Genomic DNA, 21,823 nt, shown 5'->3' with positions numbered 1-21,823 from the left:
TGACTCACTCACTGGCCCCACGAATCACGCAGGGTCACGGTACGGTTGAATACCGGCTGACCGGGTTTCGAGTCTTTCAGGTCCGCGACGAAATAGCCTTCGCGCTCGAACTGGAAACGGTCTTCCGGCTGTGCGTTGCCGAGCGATGGCTCGGCGCGACAGCCGGTCAGCACTTGCAGCGAGTCAGGGTTGATGTTGTCGAGGAAACTGGCGCTGTCTTCGGCCTTCTCCGGGTTCGGCGAACGGAACAGGCGATCGTACAGACGCACTTCGCACTCGACGCTGGCGGCGGCCGGCACCCAGTGGATCACGCCTTTGACCTTGCGCCCTTCCGGGTTCTTGCCGAGGGTGTCCGGGTCGTACGAGCAACGCAGTTCGACGATGTTGCCGTCGGCGTCCTTGATCGCTTCGTCGGCACGGATCACGTAGCTGCCGCGCAGACGCACTTCACCGGCCGGTTCCAGGCGCTTGTAGCCCTTCGGCGGCTCTTCCATGAAGTCTTCACGGTCGATGTAGATTTCCCGGGCAAACGGCAGCGCGCGCACGCCCATGTCTTCTTTCGGGTGGCGTGGCAGTTCGAGGTTTTCGACCTGGCCTTCCGGGTAGTTGGTGATGACCACTTTCAGCGGACGCAGCACGCACATGGCGCGCGGGGCGCTGTGGTCGAGGTCGTCACGGATGCTGAATTCGAGCATGCCGAAATCGACCACGCCGTCGGAACGGTTGGTGCCGATCATTTCGCAGAAGTTGCGGATCGATTTCGGCGTGTAGCCACGGCGGCGGAAGCCCGACAGCGTGGACATGCGCGGATCGTCCCAGCCATTGACGTGCTTCTCGTCAACCAGTTGTTTGAGCTTGCGCTTGCTGGTGATGGTGTAGTTCAGGTTCAGGCGGCTGAACTCGTACTGGCGCGGGTTCGCCGGCACCGGCAGGTTCTCCAGGAACCACTCGTACAGTGGACGATGGCTTTCGAACTCGAGGGTGCAGATCGAATGGGTGATGCCTTCGATGGCGTCCGACTGACCGTGGGTGAAGTCGTAGTTCGGGTAGATGCACCACTTGTCGCCGGTCTGGTGGTGATGAGCGTGGCGGATGCGATACATGATCGGGTCGCGCAGGTTCATGTTCGGCGAGGCCATGTCGATCTTCGCCCGCAGCACGCGCGCGCCGTCGGGGAATTCACCGGCCTTCATGCGCGCGAACAGGTCGAGGTTTTCCTCAACCGAACGGTCACGGAACGGGCTGTTCTTGCCCGGCTCGGTGAGGCTGCCACGGTATTCCTTGGCCTGCTCCGGGGTCAGGTCGTCGACGTAGGCCTTGCCGGCCTTGATCAGCTCGACCGCCCAGTCGTGCAACTGGTCGAAATACTGCGAGGCGTAGCGCACTTCACCGGACCATTCGAAGCCCAGCCATTTGACGTCGCTTTCGATGGCGTCGATGTATTCCTGATCTTCCTTGGCCGGGTTGGTGTCGTCGAAGCGCAGGTGCGTAACGCCGCCGAACTCCTGGGCCAGACCGAAGTTGACGCAGATCGACTTGGCATGGCCGATGTGCAGGTAGCCGTTTGGCTCCGGCGGGAAGCGAGTCACGATCTGGGTGTGCTTGCCCGAGTCCAGGTCTGCCTGGATGATCGGCCGCAGGAAGTTGACCGGCACGGCAGGGCCGGACTTGGCATTCGAGGTAGGGTCGATAGTGGGCTTGCTCATAGGATCCTTGACGTACAGGTGCGCGGCCGCGAAGAGGGGCCAGACAAAACAAAGCCGCTATCATAGCCGATGCTGTCAAGGGCCTGACAGAGCAGCCCCGATAAAGGCATGCATTTAATCGCAGGGATTTGAAAAACCGCCTCGAAATTCGCGCCTGTCACGCTAAACTGCGCACCTTGGCCGAAGCAGGCTGAACCGGTTGTGGTGCTCAATGTCCCAGAACCACGAATTCCCTATGAAGAGTAATGACCATGACTCAAGTCAAACTGACCACCAACCATGGCGACATCGTCATCGAACTGAACGCTGAAAAGGCGCCGATCACCGTTGCCAACTTCATCGAATACGTCAACGCCGGTCACTACACCAACACCGTGTTCCACCGCGTCATCGGCAACTTCATGATCCAGGGCGGCGGTTTCGAGCCTGGCATGAAAGAAAAGAAAGACAAGCGTCCAAGCATCCAGAACGAAGCGGACAACGGTCTTTCCAACGACAAATACACCGTCGCCATGGCCCGCACCATGGAGCCGCATTCGGCTTCGGCACAGTTCTTCATCAACGTCGCCGACAACACCTTCCTCAACCACAGCGGCAAGAACATGCAGGGTTGGGGCTACGCGGTATTCGGTAAAGTGACCGCCGGTACCGACGTTGTCGACAAAATCAAAGGCGTGTCGACCACTTCCAAGGCCGGCCACCAGGACGTACCCGCAGACGACGTGATCATCGAGAAAGCCGAGATCATCGCAGCGTGATATTGCTGATTTCAGACTTGCATCTGGAAGAGGAGCGCCCGGACATTACCCGGGCGTTTCTGGATTTGCTCGCCGGACGCGCCCGCTCGGCGAGTGCGTTGTACATCCTCGGCGACTTCTTCGAGGCGTGGATTGGCGACGACGCCATGACGCCCTTTCAGCGTTCCATCTGCCAGGCCCTGCGCGATTTGAGCGACAGCGGTACGGCGATTTTTCTCATGCACGGCAATCGCGACTTCATGCTCGGCAAGGCTTTCTGCAAACAGGCCGGCTGCACCTTGCTGAAGGATCCGAGTGTCGTGCAGTTCTACGGCGAGCCAGTGCTGCTGATGCACGGCGACAGCCTGTGCACCCGCGACGTTGGCTACATGAAGCTGCGCCGCTATCTGCGCAACCCGGTCACCCTGTTCATCCTCCGTCACCTGCCGCTGAGCAGCCGCCACAAACTGGCGCGCAAGCTACGCAGCGAAAGCCGTGCACAGACGCGGATGAAGGCCAATGACATCGTTGATGTCACCCCGGAAGAGATACCACGGGTGATGCAAGAATTCGCCGTGAAAACCCTCATCCACGGCCACACCCATCGCCCGGCGATTCACAAGTTGCAGCTGGGTGAGCAGGCGGCGAAGCGGATTGTGCTCGGGGATTGGGATCGCCAGGGTTGGGCGTTGCAGGTCGATGAGAGCGGGTATGCCTTGGCCCCGTTCGACTTCGCCCCGCCACCCGCCCTGCCCGCCCCGAGCGCCTAAGGATCACTGCTATCCCTGTGGGAGCGGGCTTGCCCGCGATGAGGCCATCACATTCAACATCTCTGTTGACTGAAAATCCGCCATCGCGGGCAAGCCCGCTCCCACAGGTTATGTGTTGCCTCAATGTCCGGACGCGGCTGGCCCGGCCTTCGCGGCAAACGGCGGCTTAGCCAGCCACACAATCAGAATCAACCCCATGAACCCCCAGCCCAGCAACGTGAAGTAATCCACGGTGGAGAGCATGTACGCCTGGCTGGTCAGAATCTGATCCATCTGCGCATATGCCGACTGACTCGCCCCACCCAACTGATTCAAGGTCTCGCGGGTGGCAGGCTCAAACGTGCTGATGCTTTCGCTCATATACGCATGATGCTGATCGGCCCGGCGAATCCAGATCCACGTGGTCAGCGAAGCCGCAAAGCTGCCGCCCAAGGTCCGCAGGAAGGTCGCCAGACCGGCCCCGTCGGCGATCTGGCTCGGCGGCAGATCCGACATCAGGATGCTCAACGTCGGCATGAAAAACAGCGCCACGCCGATGCCCATGAACAACTGCACCAGCGCGATGTGCTGGAAGTCGACTTCGTTGGTGAACTCGGCACGCATGAAGCAGCTCAGGCCGATCGCCAGAAACGCAATGCCGGCGAGCAGTCGCAGATCGAACTTGTGCGCATACTTGCCGACAAATGGCGATAGCAGCACCGGCAGAATCCCGATCGGCGCCACCGCCAGACCTGCCCAGGTCGCGGTGTAGCCCATTTGTGTCTGCAACCACTGCGGCAGGATCAGGTTGATACCGAAGAACCCGGCATAACCCAGCACCAGCACCAGCGTGCCGATGCGGAAGTTGCGATAGGCGAACAGGCGCAGGTTGACCACCGGATGGCGGTCGGTCATTTCCCAGATCACGAACACCGCCAGCGCGACCACGGAAATCGCCGCGCCGACAATGATGAAATTCGACTCGAACCAATCCAGGTCATTGCCCTTGTCGAGGATCACCTGCAACGCGCCGACACCGATGATCAACGTTATCAGACCGACGTAATCCATCGGCTGGCGACTGGTGACCACCGGCCGTTTCGCCAGTTGCGAACGGACCACCATCACCGCAAAAATGCCGATCGGCACGTTGATAAAGAAGATCCACGGCCAGCTGTAACTGTCGGTGATCCAGCCGCCGAGAATCGGCCCGGCGATGGGCGCGACCACGGTGACCATCGCCAGCAGCGCCAGGGCCATCCCGCGTTTCGCCGGCGGATACACCGCGATCAGCAGGGTCTGCGTCATCGGGTACAGCGGCCCGGCCACCAGGCCTTGCAGCACGCGAAAGCCGATCAGCTCGGGCATCGACGTCGAGATACCGCAGAGAAACGACGCCAGTACAAACAGCATCGTCGCCCACAGAAACAGTTTCACCTCGCCGAAGCGGCGGCTCAGCCAACCGGTCAGCGGCAGCGCAATCGCGTTGCTCACGGCGAACGAAGTGATCACCCAGGTGCCCTGCTCCGAACTCACCCCGAGGTTGCCGGAAATCGTCGGCAGCGCCACGTTGGCGATGGTCGTGTCGAGCACTTGCATGAACGTCGCCAGCGACAGGCCGATGGTGCTGAGCAACAGGCTGGGCGGCGTGAAAGAAGCGTTATTGCTCATGGTGGATCCTATGAAACCGGGTTGGCGCTGCGTACCGATGAACACCGCAACCCCTGTGGGAGCGAGCTTGCTCGCGAAGGCGGTGTAACAGACAAATCAACTGTGATTGACACTCCGCTTTCGCGAGCAAGCTCGCTCCCACAAGAGGAAGTGTCAAAATCTCGGATCAGCGCTGCGCGGTCTTGCCTGCTGCTGCGCTGTTGTCGTGAATCAACTGGGCAATCATCGCGTCCGCTTCAGCCAGTTGGCGCTCGTAGACGTTGGTGCTGAACGAGGCCTTTTGCGGCGGTTGCTGGGCCAGCACCGGGCCGCTTTGGTCGTGCAGATTGACCTCGACATTGGTCGACAGACCGACACGCAGCGGGTGCTTGGCCAGTTCTTCGGCATTGATGTGGATGCGCACCGGGACGCGCTGAACGATCTTGATCCAGTTACCGGTGGCGTTCTGCGCCGGCAGCAGAGCAAACGCGCTACCGGTACCGGCGCCGAGGCTGTCGACGGTGCCGCTGTATTTCACGTCGCTGCCGTAAATGTCGGCCTCGATATCCACTGGCTGACCGATGCGCATGTCACGCAGTTGGGTTTCCTTGAAGTTGGCGTCGATCCACAACTGATCCAGCGGAATCACCGCCATCAACGCGGTGCCCGGCTGCACACGCTGGCCGAGTTGCACGGTGCGCTTGGCGACGTAACCGGTGACCGGCGCGATCAAGGTGCTGCGCGCATTGGTCAGGTAGGCCTGACGCAGATCGGCAGCCGCCGACATCACGTCCGGGTGCGACGAGACCACGGTGTCGTCGACCAGGGCGCTGGTGGTTTTCAGTTGCTGCTTGGCGTTGGCCAGAGCGTTCTGCGCCGAGGTCAGGTCGTCGCGAGCGTGGGACAGTTCTTCCTGGGAAATCGCCCCGCCCTGCGCCAGATTCTTGCGCCGGTTGTAGTTGTCCTGCGCCTTCTGCACTTCGGCCTGTTGCGCATTGACCTGGGCTTTCATGCCGTCGACGTTGCTGTACAAACCACGCACCTGACGCACGGTGCGCGCCAGTTTCGCCTTGGCACTTTGCAGGCCGACTTCGGCGTCGTTGGGGTCGAAATTGACCAGCACCTGGCCTTCCTGGACCAGATCACCATCGTCGGCGCCGATGCTGACCACGGTGCCGGTGACCAGCGGGGTGATCTCTACGACGTTGCCGTTGACGTAAGCATCGTCGGTGCTTTCGTTAAAGCGCCCGATGAACTCGTGATAGGCCCAGACGCCGGCAATGGCGAGCAGGACGACCACGGCAAGCGCCAACAGCATCACCTTGCGTTTGCGCGGGTTGCCGGTGTCCGGGGTGTTGTCTTGAGCTTGGGTGTTTTCGGCAGTGGCCATGACAAATACCTTGAATTATGGGTGCGACGAGGCGGGGCTGGCGTTGGCTGCGTTCAGGTTTTCACCCTGAAAGCCGCCGCCCAGCGCTTGCATCAGTTGAATCGACAGGTCGATCTGCTCGGCATTGAGGGTCGCCAGCTGACGCTGGGCCTGGAGCAATTGCTGCTCGATGCTGAGCACGTCCAGGTAGTTGCCGATGCCGGAACCGTAACGCTGGACGACGGTGTTGTAAGAATCCTGAGCGATGTCGGTGGCGTGTTGCTGCGCACCGATCTGCCGGCCGATATCGCGCAGCTGATTGATGGTGTCGCCGACATCGCCGAGGGCTTTGACCAGACTCTTGTTGTACTGCGCCACCGCCAGATCGTAATCGGCGTCGCGGGCATCGAGGTTGGCGCGCAGGCGGCCGCCATCGAAGATCGGCACGGAAATGGTCGGGGCAATGTTGAAGAAGCGACTGGCCGAGCCGAACATCGCATCACCCAACAACGACTCGGCGCCGGCCGAAGCCGACAGGTTGAGGTTGGGATAGAAGCGGGTTTTCGCCGCATCGATGTCTTTGCTCGCCGCTTCGACGCGCCAGCGCGCCGCGACCAGATCCGGGCGGCGCCCGAGCAGTTCCGCCGGCAATACCGACGGCACTGCCACGGCGCTGGCCTGCAGGACTTTCGGTCGGGCGATCTCGTTGCCGCGATCCGGGCCTTTGCCGAGCAATACGGCCAAGGCGATTTTCGCGCTGTTCAAGCGTTTTTCCGCGTCGATCAGGCTCGCTTGAGAACTGGCTTCCAGACTCTGGGTTTGCTGGAACTGGTACTGGCTGTCGATCCCCGAACTCAAGCGGCGCTGGCTGAGATCAAGCATTTGCCGGGTGCGCTTGAGGTCTTCGCTGGCGAGGTCATAAACGATGTGCGCCTGACCGAGATCGCTGTAGGCGCGAGCGACGTCAGCGGCGAGTGTCAGCTGCGCGGCCTGACGGTCGACTTCAGCAGCACGGGCCTCGCCGAGTGCAGCTTCCCAGGCATCGCGCTGGCCGCCCCACAAGTCGAAGTTGTAATTGAAGCCGGCGCTGACATTGCGCACCGTCGCATAGGCACCGCCCTGCCCGCGCGGATCCTGGTCGCGTGCCAGACGCGAACGGCTGATGCCGGCGCTGGCGTCGAGGGTCGGATAACGCTCGGCATCGGCGGCATACGCGGCGGCACTGGCCTGATGGGCGCGGGCTGCGGCGATCTGCATGTCCGGGCTGTCGTGCAGGGCTTCACGGATCAGGCCGTCGAGCTGCGGATCGCCGAGGCCGCTCCACCAATCGCTTTTCGGCCACGCCGCCGGTGACAGCGTGACGCCGTCGAGAGACTGCGCTGTCTTCAGTTGCGCCGCGTCGAGCCGCTGGCCTTCAGTGTCGAGGCCGCTGTAATTGGCGCAACCGGCGAGGATCATCGCCGACAGCAGCAGCGTCAGGCTGCTGCGCAAGGTCTTAGCGCTCATTGTGGTCACCTAAGCGCTGGAGGGTGATCGGGTCACCGGCAGCCAGCAGGATTTTCTTGAGGATGTATTCCAGGTTTTTCAATTCCTCGCGGGAGATCGCGCCGGCCAGCTCATTCATCGCATCGGCACCGATCTGCGGCAGGCGATCGGTCAGTTGCTGGCCCTGTTCGGTCAGTTTCAGTTGCACCTGCCGGCGGTCGTCTTCGCTGCGTTGGCGAATCAGAAAAGCCTTCTGCTCGAGGCGATCGAGCATGCGCGTCATCGATCCGCTATCGAGCGACAGATGCCGGCACAGCTCAGCCGGGGTGTCGACGCCGAACTGGGCCATGATGATCAACACCTTGAACTGCGCGGCGGTAATGCCGTGGGGCTCCATGTGGGTATCGATGATCCGGTCCTTGAGCAGCGCGGCACGACCGAGCAACAAGCCTAGGTGGCAATGTTTGAATTCTTCCGGGGTGAAATGCTTCATGGGCTGACCTGATAACTGCCTAGGCAGTGAATGTATGTCGAGATGTTACTGCTTAGGCAGCGAATGTCAACGCAATAGTTAGGGGGCTTGGTAATTAGTTGACCAGTGGGCTGGGTTTTATTGCGTGGGCAACCGCATTCGCGAGCAGGCTCGCTCCCACAGGGAACGCATTGGTGCAGCGAAAACACATGCAGTGTGGGAGCGGGCTTGCTCGCGAAGGCGCCCTTTCATTCACCATCGATGGTGCGGCTGACGGCCTCATCGCGAGCAGGCTCACTCCTACAGGAAACGCATTTGCGCAGGGAAAACACAGGCATTGTGGGAGCGGGCTTGCTCGCGAAGGCGTCGTCTCATTCACCACCAATGGTGCGGCTGATGGCCTCATCGCGAGCAGGCTCGCTCCCACAGGGCACGCATTGCAAGTGGGGAGCGTCTGCGTCTTCTAGGAATCGCCTGATATTCAGGCTTGAGTGCCGTGGCTAACGTACGCCGCTCATCCGCCGACACGAAAAGCCCTCTTCATGAAGCGTTTCCAAATCCAGCGCTCGCTCCTGTTCTGTACCGCAGTCACCCTGCTTGCCTGCGCTTCGAATGCCATGGCTGGCAGCTGCGTGGCAGTCGATTCGAAACTCGACACCCTCAACTTTGGCGCCAGCCTGGCCAGTTCGACTCTGAACATTGCTGCCGACACACCCAATGGCACCGTGGTTTATCAGGACACCGTGCAGTCGGTCGGGCACATCTGGAGCTGCTCGAAGACGTCCATGTTCGGCTTTCTGATGAATCCGAAACTGGGCACCGCCAGCGGTACGGAAACTCTTTTTCCGTTAGGCAAAAGCGGGTTGTCCTACCGCATCTGGTTCACTGCACTGGACCGCTACCAATCAGCGCCGCAGGCCATTGCACCCAACACCAGCTATGGTTTCGGTGCAAATTCGGTGCGCCTGGAAATCGTCAAGACCGGCGCGCTGGCACCGAAAGTCAACATCGATGCAGGGTATCTGGGCAGCCTGCAGGACGATGATCTGATCCTGAAAAAACTCAACCTGATGAACCCTATCGTACTGAACGCCGCCTCCTGCGAGACACCTTCCGTGCCGGTGGCGATGGGCGACGATTATCAGCTTCATGAATTTCGCGAAGCCGGCGCCAAGCCGCGCACGGTGCGCTTCGATATTGCCCTGAACCAATGCCAGACCGGCATCAAGAAAGTCACCTATTCGCTCAAGGCCAACACACAGGTGATCGATGCGACCAAGGGCATCGTCGCACTGAATGCCGGCTCCACCGCCAAAGGCATCGGCCTGCAAGTGATGAATGAAGCGGGCCAGCCAATCGCTTTCGACACGATCTACCCGTTCGATGCTTTCACCACCACCGGGCTCAATTTCAAGATCCCGTTGTCAGCCGCGTATTACCGCCTGGGCAATGAAGAGCTCAGCGCCGGCAGCGCCAATACCGAAGTGACCTTCATCGTCAATTACCTGTGAAGTCTTTAAGAATCGTCTGATTTTCGTCCTGCCCGGGCGCCCCTACTGTGCCGGCATGCGATTGAAGAACTACCTCCATCAGATCAGCCCGGTGCTGTCCACGCCTCACGCTGCGCGACGCTTGTTGCGCATTTTCGCGTGGGTATTGCTGGTGGGCATCCTCGGCGGCGTGTACAGCTTCCTGCTGTTCACCTTCAATAACGAGATTTCTCAGCGGCGCAGCTACATGAGCAGCGCCATTGCCGAGGCGCACACTTTTTTCACCACCCGCGAGGCGCTGCTGGAAAGCCTGAGTTTGTCGGCGACCCGGCAGACCGCGTTAAGCGCGCCGCTGTCTGAAGAGGAAATTCGCCTGTTGCTCGGACAACCCTCGGGCAAGCAATGGAGTATCTGGCTGACCGAGCGCATGCGCGACTATCTGCAAGCACGCAAACTGAATCTGCTCTACGTCAGTAGCGGCGCCGAGGCGCAGGTCTGGCGCCTGTACAACACAACGCCGATGGCCGGCGACTTCCCCGGCGCGATGCTCGAGCGCCTGGAAACCCTCAAGCGTGACAACACCAGCGCCGTCAAGGAAATCTGGCTGACCCACAACGCGCAAGGGCACTCGCAGCTGTACATCTTTATTCGTCTGGATGATCGCGACCTCGATTCCGGCTGGCTCGGTCTGGAGATGGACGACCGTGAAGTCTCCAACGCATTGAGCGACCACAGCGCCGGCGAGTTCACCATGTTCAACTCGCAAGGCATGCCGCTCTTCAGCAACAGCCACAAGCCGCCGCCCGGGCAGGATCTGCCGCTGCTGCGCCAGCAGGATTTCTTCGGCTTCGTCGGCGACGGCTGGCTGCCCGAGCAATTGGTGTTGCGCAAACAGCTGAAATCGTCGGACTGGCAGTTGACCTACTCCATCGACTTGCTGGCCGTGCTGTGGGCATTGTGGCCACAGATGCTTGGCGCGCTGGTGTTCTGCGTGGCCAGTATCAGCCTGGTGTGGCTGTTGATTCGGCGCCTGGAGCATCGCTTCATCATGCCGACCCTGCAACGGATTCAAGCCTTGGTCGAAAGCGAGCTGTTCAGCCGCGACGTGATTCAGACCGCGCCAGTGGCGCTCTGCGTGTTACGCCGCAGCGACGCTCGAGTGGTGCTGGAAAACACGCTGGCGCAGCAATGGCTGGGCGCCTGCAGCGAACAACTCGGCCCCGGCTGGATCCGCGCAGCATTTGCAGAAAACGCGCCGTGCCTGACCGACTATTTCGAAACCGCCGACGGCCGCCACCTGTACCTGAGCTGCGCGCCGACCCGTTACAAGGGCGAGGACGTATTGCTTTGCGCTTTCAGCGACATCAGCGCGCGTCGCCAGATCGAAGCGGCGCTGGAGCAGGCGCGCCAGTCGGCCGATGCCGCCAACGAAGCGAAAACCCTGTTTCTGGCGACCATGAGCCACGAAATTCGCACGCCGCTGTATGGCGTGCTCGGCACTTTGGAGTTGCTCGCTCGCACCCGGCTCGACGCCCAGCAGAAAGGTTACTTGCGAGCAATCGAAGGCTCATCGGCGACCCTGCTGCAATTGATCTGCGACGTGCTCGATGTGTCGAAAATCGAGGCCGGGCAACTGGCGCTGGAACTCAGTGATTTTTCCGTCGTAGCGCTCGCGCAAGAAGCCGTTCAGGGCTACGCGGCAGCGGCACAGAGCAAGGGCTTGCAGCTGTACGCCTGCTTTGACCCGCAACTGCCCGACAGCCTGATCGGCGATGTCAGTCGTCTACGGCAGATTCTTAATAACCTGTTGAGCAACGCGGTCAAATTCACCGATTCCGGGCGCGTGGTATTGCGAGTCAAAGTGCTGACACGCGAAGGCGAACGCGTTTGCCTGCAATGGCAGGTCTCGGACACCGGGCGCGGGATCGCCCACGCGGATCAAGCCTGTATCTTCGAACCGTTCTACCAGACCCAAGGCAACAGCCATGAGGTGGCGGGCACCGGCCTGGGCCTGCCGATTTGCCTGCGCCTGACCCATCTGATGAATGGCACCCTGCGCATGGTCAGCGAGCCGGGGCTGGGCAGCAGTTTTTCCCTGACCTTGCCGCTGGAACAGCGCTCGGGTAATGCGCAGCCTGAAGGCAAGCCGAAGCTCGCGGCCGATACCGTTTACGTGGTGTCGCCGGTGCGCGAGCTGGCCGAAAGCCTCGCTGGCTGGCTGCGTCGCTGGGGCGCTCTGCCGCATATCGGCGCACCGGCCAGCCACGACGGTGGCGACGATGGCGTGTTGCTTGAGTTGTGGCCTGCGCCGATGGAACAGCGCAGCGAACTGCACTGGTCAGGGCCGCGTATTCTGGCGAGCGGCGATGGCGCGTGGGAGTCGCTGAGCAAAGGCGACGGCTGGCTCGTCAACCTGAACGATCTGGCCGCGATCCTCCAGGCCGTGCGTCAGGCGCAGGGCGGCAACGTCATCGACCATCAGTGCCCCGCGCAACCCCAGGCGCTGGCGCCGTTACACCTGCACATCCTCGTTGCCGAAGACAATGCGATCAACCAACTGATCCTGCGCGACCAATTGCAGGAACTGGGCTGCAAGGTGGCGCTCGCCAGCGATGGTGAAGAAGCCTTGTCGCTGTGGCAGGACGACAGCTTCGATGTCGTGCTGACTGACGTGAACATGCCGCGCCTCAACGGTTATGAGCTGGCCAAGGCTCTGCGCCACCTGGGCTGCGCCACGCCGATCATCGGCGCCACCGCCAACGCCCTGCGCGGCGAAGAGGCGTTGTGCCTGGCCGCCGGGATGAATCATTGCCTGATCAAACCTTTCACGTTGCGAGCCTTGTCGACCGTACTGGCTCCCTACCAACGAGTCGCCGATGAAGTCCTCTAGCCTGCTGATAGTCGAAGATCACCCGTTCCAGCATCTGTACTTGCAGAACCTGTTCAACGAACTGGGTGTGTTCGATCTGGAATTTGCCCGGGACGGCGAAGAAGCCTTGTGCCGTCTGAAGAACCGCGAGTTCGATCTGGTGCTCACCGATCTGCTGATGCCGGGCATGGACGGCGTGCAGTTCATTCAGGGCCTCGCCACGCAGAAATCGCGCCCGGCCCTGGCGATCATGAGCGCCGCCTCGCGGCGCATGCTGATGGGTGCGAGCCTGGTGGCGAGCAACCTGCAAGTGAAAGTCATCGGGCTGATTTCCAAACCGGTCAACAGCGCGGCATTGCGCTGCCTGATCGAACAGTTGCGGGCATTACGTCAGGATGCGCCTGTTGCCATGCATGCCGGTATCGATCGGAAAAGTCTTTTGCGTGCACTGGACAACGCTGAGCTGCAAGCATGGTTTCAACCCAAAAAGGCACTGGACAATGGCCGCATCGTTGCCGCCGAAGCACTGGTGCGCTGGGTTCACCCCGACCATGGCACGCTGTTGCCGGGGCTTTTTCTACCGGCGCTGATCGCCCACGACCTTGAAGAGCATCTGCTCTGGCGCATGCTCGAACAGTCCATCAACGCCCAAGCCATATGGCGCCAGCAAGGCTATGACATTCCGGTGTCGATCAACCTGCCCACGCACTTGCTCAACAGCCACGACCTGCCCGATCGCATCCTCGCGTTTGTCCTGCAACACGACGGGTTGCCAGCGCGGATCTGTTTCGAGCTGATGGAGTGCTCGGTGCCCGATGACATCAGCAATTTCTACGCCGGGGCCTGCCGCTTGCGGATCAAGGGCTTCGGCTTGTCCCAGGATGATTTCGGCAAAGGCTACAGCTCTTACATGAACCTGGTGTCGGCGCCTTTTACCGAACTGAAAATCGACCGCGCACTGGTTCAGGGTTGCAACAGCAACGCCGAACTGGCGCAAGCGCTGACCAGTATTGTCACGCTGGGTCGACAACTGGGCCTGACGGTAGTGGCCGAAGGCGTGGAAACCGCGCAAGAACTTGCTCTGTTGCGTAAGATCGACTGCACTCAGGTTCAGGGTTTCCTGATTTCCCACGCGGTGTCTTCGGAGCAGTTCCAGCAGTTGCTCAGCCACGACGGCCCGGCAAATGTCTGGTGACCCGCACAACGCAGTGGACAATCACCACTTGCCATCGAGGCCATCCATGTTCACTCGCGTAATCACTTTCACTGACCGGGCGTGTTGATGCCGCATCCCAATGCCTTGCTGGAAAAACTCGCCAGCAGCTCGCTGCGCCTGAACAAGGGTTTGCTGATCCTCGGCGCGCTGGTTTTGCTGTTGCTGGGCATCAGCTATCTCGGCGTCCAGCGCATGGTCGAGGAACAGCGCGATACGATGCAGTTCCACTTCGCCCGGCTGATGGAAAACATTCGCGAGCAGGAAGCGTTTCTCGGCGATATCTCACGGGCCAGCGACAAGGGCGAGTACTTTCCGGAAACCGTGGCGCCGCCGGTGATGCAAAAGCGTTTGCCCGAGGAAGGGCCGAACATCTATGAGGGCCGTGGCCTGCCGTTCTCGCTGCCGTTCAGCGTCAAGATCGATCCCGAGCGAATCGCCCCCAGCCAATACCCCAAAGTGTTTGCCCTCGGCAGCTATCTGGCGGCGTATTACAGCGCTTTCTGGGCGGCCTCGCATTACCAGTCGCCGCAGGTGATCCTGCTCAATGGGCCGGACAATTTCGATATCGCCGTGCCCGCTGCCGGCCGCTTGCGCGGTGCCGGGCAGACGCAGATCAGCACCTTCGTCGAGATCATGACCCAAAAGAATCTGCAACGGCGCGCGCAGACTTCGGCGCAAGTGCACTGGGTGCCCTACCCGTTCGCTGCGGTCGACAACGTTACCCCGAGCCTGCTCGCTTATGTGCGGATCAACCTGAGCAAACCGACGCTGGCCATCGAAGGGGCGAATTCCTGGATAGTGCTCGGTTCGCTGCTGAAGCTGTCACAGGTCAACAACATCGAGCGTTTGATGGAGTGGTCGATCTATGACGACTTCACCCTGATCACGCCCAGCGGCACGGTGTTGATCGGCGAGCTCAAGCCTGATCAGGTGCTCGATGAAGGCGCGAACCTGACCCGTGACGGTCTGGTGTTCAAGCTGAGCAGCCCCGGCGAACAGCACTGGACGGCGATCTATGTGATCAGTGTGCAGAGCTTTCTCGATTACGCGCTATGGCCATTGCTGTGCCTGTTGGGCCTGGTTCTGGCACTGCTCGGCTGCGGCCGCGCGCTGAATCGCTGGTACGCGCAACGGGTAATTTTGCCCGCCCGGATTGCCCACGCCAGCATCGCCGAAAGTGAAGCGTTCAGCCGTGCGCTCATCGATACCGCACCCACCGGTCTATGCGTGATCAGCCGTCGTGATCATCAGGTCTTGCTGGAAAACCAGCGCGCCCAGCAATGGCACGACACCGAGGAATTGATCAGCCTGCTCGAACAACAAGGCACGACTGGCCATGGCCACGCGGAACTTGAGATCGACCATCGGCATTTGCACCTGGCCTTCATCGCCACCCGCTATCAGGGCCAGGACGCGTGGCTGTGTGCGCTGCACGATGTCACCCGCCATGTCGAAGATGCAGCGGCACTGGAAATCGCCCGTCAGGCCGCCGATTCGGCCAATCAGGCCAAGAGCCGCTTTCTGGCGACCATGAGTCATGAAATCCGCACGCCGTTGTATGGCGTGCTCGGCACCCTGGAACTGCTCGGCCTGACCGATCTCGCGCCGCGTCAGCAGGCCTATCTGGAAACCATTCAGCGCTCGTCGGCCAGCCTGTTCAAACTGATCAGCGACGTGCTGGATGTGTCGAAGATCGAGGCCGGGCAGATGAACCTCGAGCGTCAGCCGTTCTGCCCGCTGGAGCTGACCGAAGATGTGGTGCGCAGCTACGGCGCGTTTGCCCGTGGCAAAGGCTTGCAATTGTATGCCTGCATCGATGCGACGTTGCCGGACCAACTGTTTGGCGATGCGCAGCGCATCCGCCAGATCCTCAATAATCTGCTGAGCAACGCGATCAAGTTCACCGATAACGGCCGTGTGGTCGTACGCGTTCAGGTGCTGCAAAACACTGACGGCCGCGCCGAGGTGCAGTGGCAGGTCAGCGATTCCGGCGTGGGCATTTCCCAGGCGCAGCAAGAGCAATTGTTCGACCCTTTCTATCAGGTCAACGAGGCCGACAGTCATGCTGGGGCGGGTCTCGGTCTGGCCATTTGCAAGTGGCTGTGCGAGTTGATGCATGGCGACCTCAACGTGGTCAGCGAACCTGGGCTCGGTAGCCGCTTCAACTTGCAACTGGCGCTGGATCGCGCGCCGGGCAGCCTCGCCGATTGCCCATCGTTCGAGGCCGGCAGTGCCGCCGTTTATGTGCGCGCCCCGGTCGCCGAACTGGCGCAGCATTTGCTCGGCTGGCTGCACCGCTTCGGTCTGGATTGCCGTCTGGTGACGCATGAGTTGCCGCCGTCCTCGGCGCTGCTGGTGGACCTTGCGCCGCTGGCCAACGCCACGGTTTTCGATGGCCCGCGAATCGCCGCAATACCGGGCGGCCCCAACCCGGCGCAAATCAGCGGCAGCGACTGGCAGGTCGATGCCGACGATGTCCGCGCGATTGACTGGGCGATTGCGCTGGCCCGACACGACGCCCATCAGCGCCGCGCTCCCTCGCCTCAGGAAAAGACCCGAGCGCTGAATCTGCGCGTGCTGGTGGCCGAGGACAACATGATCAACGCAGCGGTCATCAAGGAACAACTGGAGGCGCTGGGCTGCTCGGTGATCGTCGCCGCCAATGGCGAACAGGCCCTGGCGCAATGGGCACCGGGGCGCTTCGATCTGCTGCTGACCGACGTCAACATGCCAGTCATGAACGGCTACCAATTGACTTCAGCGCTGCGCGAACAGGGTGCGATGTTGCCAATCATCGGCGTCACCGCCAACGCCCTGCGCGAAGAAGGCGAACGCTGCGCCGCCGTGGGCATGAACGCGTGGCTGGTCAAACCGCTGAACCTGGCGACACTGCGCGCGCATTTGCAAAGCCACTGCCAGACCGTCATCGCGCCGCTCGCAGACCCCTTGCCGACGTTGTCGCCGAAGATGCGCGAGTTGTTTGTCTCGACGCTGCGCAAAGACATTCAAACAACGCTCGGCGCGCTGGAAGCAGCCGACGCCAACCGTGTCGCGCAGCAATTGCACAGCATGGCCGGGGCGCTGGGCGCGGTGCAGGTCGAGGCGCTGGCCCACGCGTTCGTTGAACTCGAATGCCGCCTGACCGGCATGGCCATGACCGCACCGCTGGCCGTCGAAGTGCGCCGACAACTGGCGCGGCTGACTGACCTGCTCGACGCCCTTGAATAATTTCACTCTGGATAAAGCACTCATGGAAACCTTCAACGTTGTCATCGCCGATGATCATCCCATCGTTTTGCTGGGGGTGCGGGAACTGGTCGAGCGCGACCGGCGCTTCCGCGTGGTTGGCGAAGCGGTGTGTTCCGATGGTTTGATCGAGCTGCTGAAGTCACAACCGGTAGACTTGTTGATCACCGATTTCAACATGCCCGGTGACTCGCCCTACGGTGACGGCCTGAAACTGGTGGAGTACGTGACCCGCCACTTTCCCGCAGTGCGCGTGCTGGTGCTGACCATGATTTCCAATCCGTTGATCCTCACCCGCCTGCAAGAGCTCGGCGTACTCGCAGTCATCCAGAAAAGCCAGTTGCACATTGAAATAGAAGTGGCGCTCAAAGCCATCGCCAAGGGCAAACGGGTACGCGGCCATCAACCGGCGCCGACTTCGGTACTGGACGATGGCGCCGATCTCGATGAACGCTTTTCCCGACTGTCGCCCAAGGAACATGAAATCCTGCGTTTGTTTGTTCAAGGGCAAGGCGTCAATGAAATTGCCCGAGGTCTGAATCGAAGTGCAAAAACCATCAGCACCCAGAAGATTTCGGCCATGCGCAAACTGGATGTCAGCAGTGATCAGGAGTTGCTGGCTTATTGCATCGAGCGCAACTTGTTCAATTGACTGACCGTTACCCCTTGCAACCTGGCGGCTTCTAGGGATCGTCTGATGTTGCAGGACCCGAGCGGATTTTATCGTGTTGTCTTTACCCACCAATGGAAAAGCAACATGAAAAAGCTGTCTCGCACGCTTCTCGCCCTGTCGATCTTCGCTGCCGGTAATGTTCTCGCGGCCGATCCGGTTGTGCCTACCAAGGCTGGCAGCGGCACCATCAACTTCACCGGCAATATCAACAACGATGCCTGCTCGATCGAAGGCGCCGGCAAGGAAAAAACCATTTCGGTAAACATGGGTGAAGTGTCGATCAAGGACATGGGCACCGCTACCGCGCCGAAAGGCAACGGCACCCTGAGCGTCGAGAACTTCGACATGAAGATCAACTGCAACGCCGGCACCAAGGTTGCCATGATTTTTGAACCAACCAAGGGCGGGTCGGGCATTGAAGCGGGTACCAAAGTCCTGAAACTGATCGAAGGTTTAGGTGCTGCCAAAGGTATCGGTATCGCATTGCTGGATGCCAACGGCGAGGTAATCGATTTGACTTCCCCGACCACCGCACGCATCGAAAACACCCTGCAGGACAGCAACACCACGCTGAAATTCTCGGCAGCCTACGTGACCACTGTCGATCCGAAACTGGCCGTTGCCGGCCGTGGCGACGCGACCCTGCCGTTCACCCTGCAATACGAATAAACCGCGAGCTTCATCGAGCACTGTGCGGGGCCGGACGGTCCCGCACTTTCTTTCACTCTGCGCGGTAATCGTTCATGTTCATACGTCCTTCCCTGTTCCTTTGCGTCGGCCTTCTGAGCCTGTTCGCCGTCAATCAGGCCATGGCCGGCATTTCCCTGAGCAGCACCCGGCTGATATTCGACGGCAAGCACAAAGAAGCTGGCATCACCGTGCGTAACAGCGGTGCCGACGTGTTGATTCAGTCGTGGGTCGATACCGACAGCGACGAGGCCTCTGTGCCCTTCGCCGTCACTCCGCCGCTGGTGCGCGTCAGCGACGGCGAGCAGCAGATTCTGCGGGTCATCTACGAAGGCACCGGTATGCCCAAAGACCGCGAATCGGTGGTGTGGCTGAACGTGCAAGAGATCCCGCAGTCAGCGAAGACCGCGAACACTCTGCAACTGGCGGTGCGCCAACGGATCAAGCTGTTCTTCCGCCCTGCCGGGCTGAAAAACAATGCCTATCAGGCACCGGCCGAAGTGACCTGGCGACTGACCGAGCGCGCCGGCAAGAGCGTGCTGGTAGTAAAAAATCCCGGCCTGTACCACGTGTCGATTGCCGACATCACCCTGCAATCCGGCACTACCAGCGAGCATCCATTCGACTCGATGATGATCGCCCCCGGTGAAGAAAAAGAGTTCGCTCTCAAACATCGTCACGCGGCCATCTCCCTGCGCCTGTCATTCAGCAGCATCAACGACTATGGCGCCCGCGATCGTTATGTCGCGCAACTTTCCAGCAGCGCCGAAGTGAGCGCCAGCCCGGATAAAGAATCGCCATAACTCGCGTGCCGCTTTTACAGCCGCACTTTCACTGTATTTCTCTTCGCTCCGTTAGTTCGTATCGGAGGTGATATAGGGTTCCTGCATGTTTTTACTCAAGCGCGATGGCCTGGCGCCGTTTTCGGTCGCCCTGGTCTTCAGCACAACCTGTCTGGCTGACGCCGAAGAACAATTCAATACCTCGTTTCTGCAAGGCGCGACGTCCGCCATCGACCTGCAATCGCTGCTCGCCGGCAGCCGCGTTCTGCCCGGCACTTATCGGGTCGATCTGTATGGCAACGATATGCTGGTGGGCCGGCGCGATATCGCCTTTCGCCGTCTCCCCGACAGTCACAAGGTCGAGGCCTGTCTGACCCTGGACATGCTCAAGCAACTGGGCGTGGATATTGGCAAGTTGCAGGCCAGCGGCAAGCTCGACGTCGCCGATGCGGATGCCTGCCTCGACCTGCCCGCGCTGATCGACCACGCCATCGTGCGCTATGACGTGCCGCGCCTGCGCTTGCTGGTCAGCGTGCCGCAGAGCGCGATGGAGCGCGGCCGCCGTGGTTATGTCGACCCCGCGCTGTGGGACGAAGGTGTACCGGCGGCGTTCATCAATTATCAGGTGAGCAGCAACCGCAACAGCAGCGACGCCAATACTACGATTGCCAATAACGTCGGCCTGCGCAACGGCATCAACCTCGGCGGCTGGCGCTTGCGCAACGAATCGAACTTCAACAGCAGCACCGGCCGGCCCAGCACGTTCAAGAGTAACCGCAGTTATCTGCAACATGACGTCACCGTGTTGAAAGGCCAGTTCAGTGCCGGCGACATTTTCTCCGACGCCGACCTGTTCGACAGCGTGCGCTATCGCGGCCTGAAACTGGCCTCCGACGATGGCATGCGCGCCGACAGCGAGCGCGGCTATGCGCCGGTGATTCGCGGCATCGCGCAATCGAGTGCCACCGTCGAGATTCGCCAGAACAACTACATTCTGTACACGGCCAACGTGCCGCCCGGGCCGTTCGAGATCAGCGATATCTACCCCAGCGGCTCCAATGGCGATCTGGAAATCACCGTGATCGAAGCCGATGGCCGGCGCCGGGTGACGGTGCAGGCGTTTTCCAGCCTGCCGATCATGGTGCGCGAAGGGCAACTGAAATACAGCGTCTCGGCGGGCCGCTACAACAGCAACAGCGATGACCAGCAGACGCCGGAGTTTGTCAGCAGCACCGTGGCTTATGGCGTCAGCAGTAACCTGTCGGCAATTGTCGGTACCCAGGCCACCGAGAATTTCCAGGCACTGTCGATCGGCGCCGGGCGCAATACGGCGATCGGCGCAATCTCGCTCGACCTGACCCACTCCAACAGCCGCACCTTTGGCCGCACCGTCAAGGGCAACAGCTTGCGCGCGTTGTACGCCAAGACCTTCACTGGGACTGACACCAACTTCACCCTCGCCGCCTATCGCTATTCGACCGAGGGCTATCGCACCTTGAGCGAACACGTCGAGGAGCTGAGCCGCGAGGGCGAGCAGCGCACCGGTAACTCAAAAACCCGCACCGATCTGACCGTCAACCAGAGCCTGGGGCGCAATCAGCAGTTCGGCAGCATCTACCTTAACGCCAGTGATCAGCGTTATTGGGGGCGCGGCGGTTCGCAGAGCCTGTCAGCCGGATACAGCAACTATTGGGGTGATGTCAGCTACAACCTCAGTGCCACTTACACCAAGGATGTCGGCAACTACGGCCCGGCGAACAACGACACGCTGTTCAACCTCTCAGTGTCGTTTCCGCTGGGCTCCAAGCCCCGCGCGCCGCGAGCGTTCGTTTCGGCCAGCACGCAGAAAGACGACAGCAGCACCCAGGTCGGCATCAATGGCTATCTGTCCGAAGACAGCGACACCTATTACTCGGTACAGGGCGGCAACAGTCGCATTGGCGGCAGTACGGGTTCGGCCAACCTCAGCACGCGAACCTCATTGATGGACATCAGTGCCGGTTACAGCCAGGGCCGTGGCTATAACTCACAGAATCTCAATGTCGCTGGTTCGATCGTCGGCCATGCTGGTGGCATCAACCTCGGGCAGACCGTTGGGGAGACGTTCGCGCTGGCCCAGGTCGAGGGTGTTGAAGGCGTGAAGATCGCCAGCTTTTCCGGGGCGAAAACCGCTGGCAATGGTTATGCGGTGGTCTCCAACGCACAACCGTATCGGGTCAACTGGATCAGCCTCGACACCCGCGATCTGGGCGGCGATTTCGAAATTGAAAACGCTACCCAGCAAGTGGTGCCGCGCCGTGGTGCGGTGGTGCTGGCGCGCTACGCGAGCAAGACCGGGCGCCGGGTGCAGTTTTCCCTGTTCGACGCACAGCACCAGCCGATTCCGTTCGGCGCCGCGCTGGAAGACGCCGCCGGCAAGCAACTGGCAATCTCCGACCCGAGCGGCAAGGCCCTGGCCCTGGTCGAGGACGACGCCGGCACTTTGACCATCAAGTGGCAAGGCCAGCGCTGTGAAGCGCCGTATGCACTGCCCGAGCGTGACAAGGCGCTGAACTACGAACGCGCCTCACTGGTGTGCCGCCCGGCGCAAATGCAGGAATGAGCTTGGGCGTCAGTCGCATCATCGATGTTGTCTGAAATGACGCCATCGCTGGCAAGCCAGCTCCCACAGGTTCTGAGGCGTACATGGATA

Annotated in this window: 15 protein-coding genes; 10 read left to right on the top strand and 5 right to left on the bottom strand. The window is 60.8% G+C overall.

Going from position 1 to position 21,823, the window contains the following annotated elements; genetic code table 11:
* Positions 1-8: 8 nt before the first annotated feature.
* A complete protein-coding gene (locus ACMYUN_RS24950) occupies positions 9-1,706 on the bottom strand; it encodes a glutamine--tRNA ligase/YqeY domain fusion protein (RefSeq protein WP_415762068.1) in 1,698 nt (565 codons plus the stop codon).
* 251 nt (positions 1,707-1,957) lie between these two features.
* Between ACMYUN_RS24950 and ACMYUN_RS24945 the strand changes: the two genes are divergently transcribed.
* Together ACMYUN_RS24945 and lpxH are read left to right on the top strand one after the other, a co-directional pair.
* Positions 1,958-2,464, top strand: coding sequence for a peptidylprolyl isomerase (locus ACMYUN_RS24945; protein WP_415762067.1), 507 nt, complete (start codon positions 1,958-1,960; stop codon positions 2,462-2,464).
* On the top strand, positions 2,461-3,213 hold the full coding sequence (lpxH, locus tag ACMYUN_RS24940; protein WP_039763330.1) for a UDP-2,3-diacylglucosamine diphosphatase: 753 nt from the start codon (positions 2,461-2,463) through the stop codon (positions 3,211-3,213). The genes ACMYUN_RS24945 and lpxH overlap by 4 nt, the downstream gene beginning before the upstream one ends.
* Before the next feature lie 120 nt (positions 3,214-3,333).
* Here the strand turns inward: lpxH and ACMYUN_RS24935 are convergent, their stop codons facing one another.
* The 4 genes from ACMYUN_RS24935 to ACMYUN_RS24920 all read right to left on the bottom strand — a co-directional run bounded on the left by ACMYUN_RS24935 (position 3,334) and on the right by ACMYUN_RS24920 (position 8,189).
* Complete coding sequence (locus ACMYUN_RS24935; protein ID WP_039763332.1) at positions 3,334-4,863, bottom strand: DHA2 family efflux MFS transporter permease subunit; 1,530 nt, start codon at positions 4,861-4,863, stop codon at positions 3,334-3,336.
* Between the two features lie 166 nt (positions 4,864-5,029).
* On the bottom strand, positions 5,030-6,232 hold the full coding sequence (locus tag ACMYUN_RS24930; protein WP_016775298.1) for an HlyD family efflux transporter periplasmic adaptor subunit: 1,203 nt from the start codon (positions 6,230-6,232) through the stop codon (positions 5,030-5,032).
* Positions 6,233-6,247: 15 nt separating this feature from the next.
* Complete coding sequence (locus ACMYUN_RS24925) at positions 6,248-7,717, bottom strand: efflux transporter outer membrane subunit (RefSeq protein ID WP_415762066.1); 1,470 nt, start codon at positions 7,715-7,717, stop codon at positions 6,248-6,250.
* Entirely contained in the window at positions 7,707-8,189 is a 483-nt protein-coding gene (locus tag ACMYUN_RS24920; protein WP_415762065.1) for a MarR family winged helix-turn-helix transcriptional regulator, read from the bottom strand. The genes ACMYUN_RS24925 and ACMYUN_RS24920 overlap by 11 nt, the downstream gene beginning before the upstream one ends.
* Positions 8,190-8,710: 521 nt before the next feature.
* Here ACMYUN_RS24920 and ACMYUN_RS24915 point away from each other — a divergent pair.
* From ACMYUN_RS24915 to ACMYUN_RS24880, 8 genes are all read left to right on the top strand, one after another.
* Complete coding sequence (locus tag ACMYUN_RS24915; RefSeq protein ID WP_332769731.1) at positions 8,711-9,679, top strand: fimbrial protein; 969 nt, start codon at positions 8,711-8,713, stop codon at positions 9,677-9,679.
* 55 nt (positions 9,680-9,734) lie between these two features.
* Positions 9,735-12,548, top strand: coding sequence for an ATP-binding protein (locus tag ACMYUN_RS24910; RefSeq protein WP_415762064.1), 2,814 nt, complete (start codon positions 9,735-9,737; stop codon positions 12,546-12,548).
* Positions 12,535-13,722, top strand: coding sequence for an EAL domain-containing protein (locus ACMYUN_RS24905; protein ID WP_415762063.1), 1,188 nt, complete (start codon positions 12,535-12,537; stop codon positions 13,720-13,722). Before ACMYUN_RS24910 ends, ACMYUN_RS24905 begins: the two co-directional genes overlap by 14 nt.
* Positions 13,723-13,809: 87 nt before the next feature.
* Positions 13,810-16,971, top strand: coding sequence for an ATP-binding protein (locus tag ACMYUN_RS24900; protein WP_415762062.1), 3,162 nt, complete (start codon positions 13,810-13,812; stop codon positions 16,969-16,971).
* Positions 16,972-16,993: 22 nt separating this feature from the next.
* Positions 16,994-17,641: a response regulator gene (locus tag ACMYUN_RS24895; RefSeq protein WP_129999569.1), complete on the top strand. Its 648-nt coding sequence runs from the start codon at positions 16,994-16,996 to the stop codon at positions 17,639-17,641.
* A 105-nt stretch (positions 17,642-17,746) separates the two neighbouring features.
* The gene (locus ACMYUN_RS24890; RefSeq protein WP_129999570.1) at positions 17,747-18,331 is read left to right on the top strand and encodes a fimbrial protein; all 585 of its coding nucleotides are present in this window, start codon (positions 17,747-17,749) and stop codon (positions 18,329-18,331) included.
* Positions 18,332-18,405: 74 nt separating this feature from the next.
* Positions 18,406-19,152: a molecular chaperone gene (locus tag ACMYUN_RS24885; RefSeq protein ID WP_415762061.1), complete on the top strand. Its 747-nt coding sequence runs from the start codon at positions 18,406-18,408 to the stop codon at positions 19,150-19,152.
* An 85-nt stretch (positions 19,153-19,237) separates the two neighbouring features.
* Complete coding sequence (locus ACMYUN_RS24880; protein WP_415762060.1) at positions 19,238-21,733, top strand: fimbria/pilus outer membrane usher protein; 2,496 nt, start codon at positions 19,238-19,240, stop codon at positions 21,731-21,733.
* Positions 21,734-21,823: the final 90 nt, after the last annotated feature.

Origin of the sequence: Pseudomonas sp. CP4 (assembly GCF_047758505.1) — a bacterium.
Classification (GTDB): Bacteria; Pseudomonadota; Gammaproteobacteria; order Pseudomonadales; family Pseudomonadaceae; genus Aquipseudomonas; species Aquipseudomonas fluorescens_AO.
The sequence above is the reverse complement of the archived record's forward strand: the minus strand, read 5'-3'. Positions and strand labels throughout refer to the sequence as shown.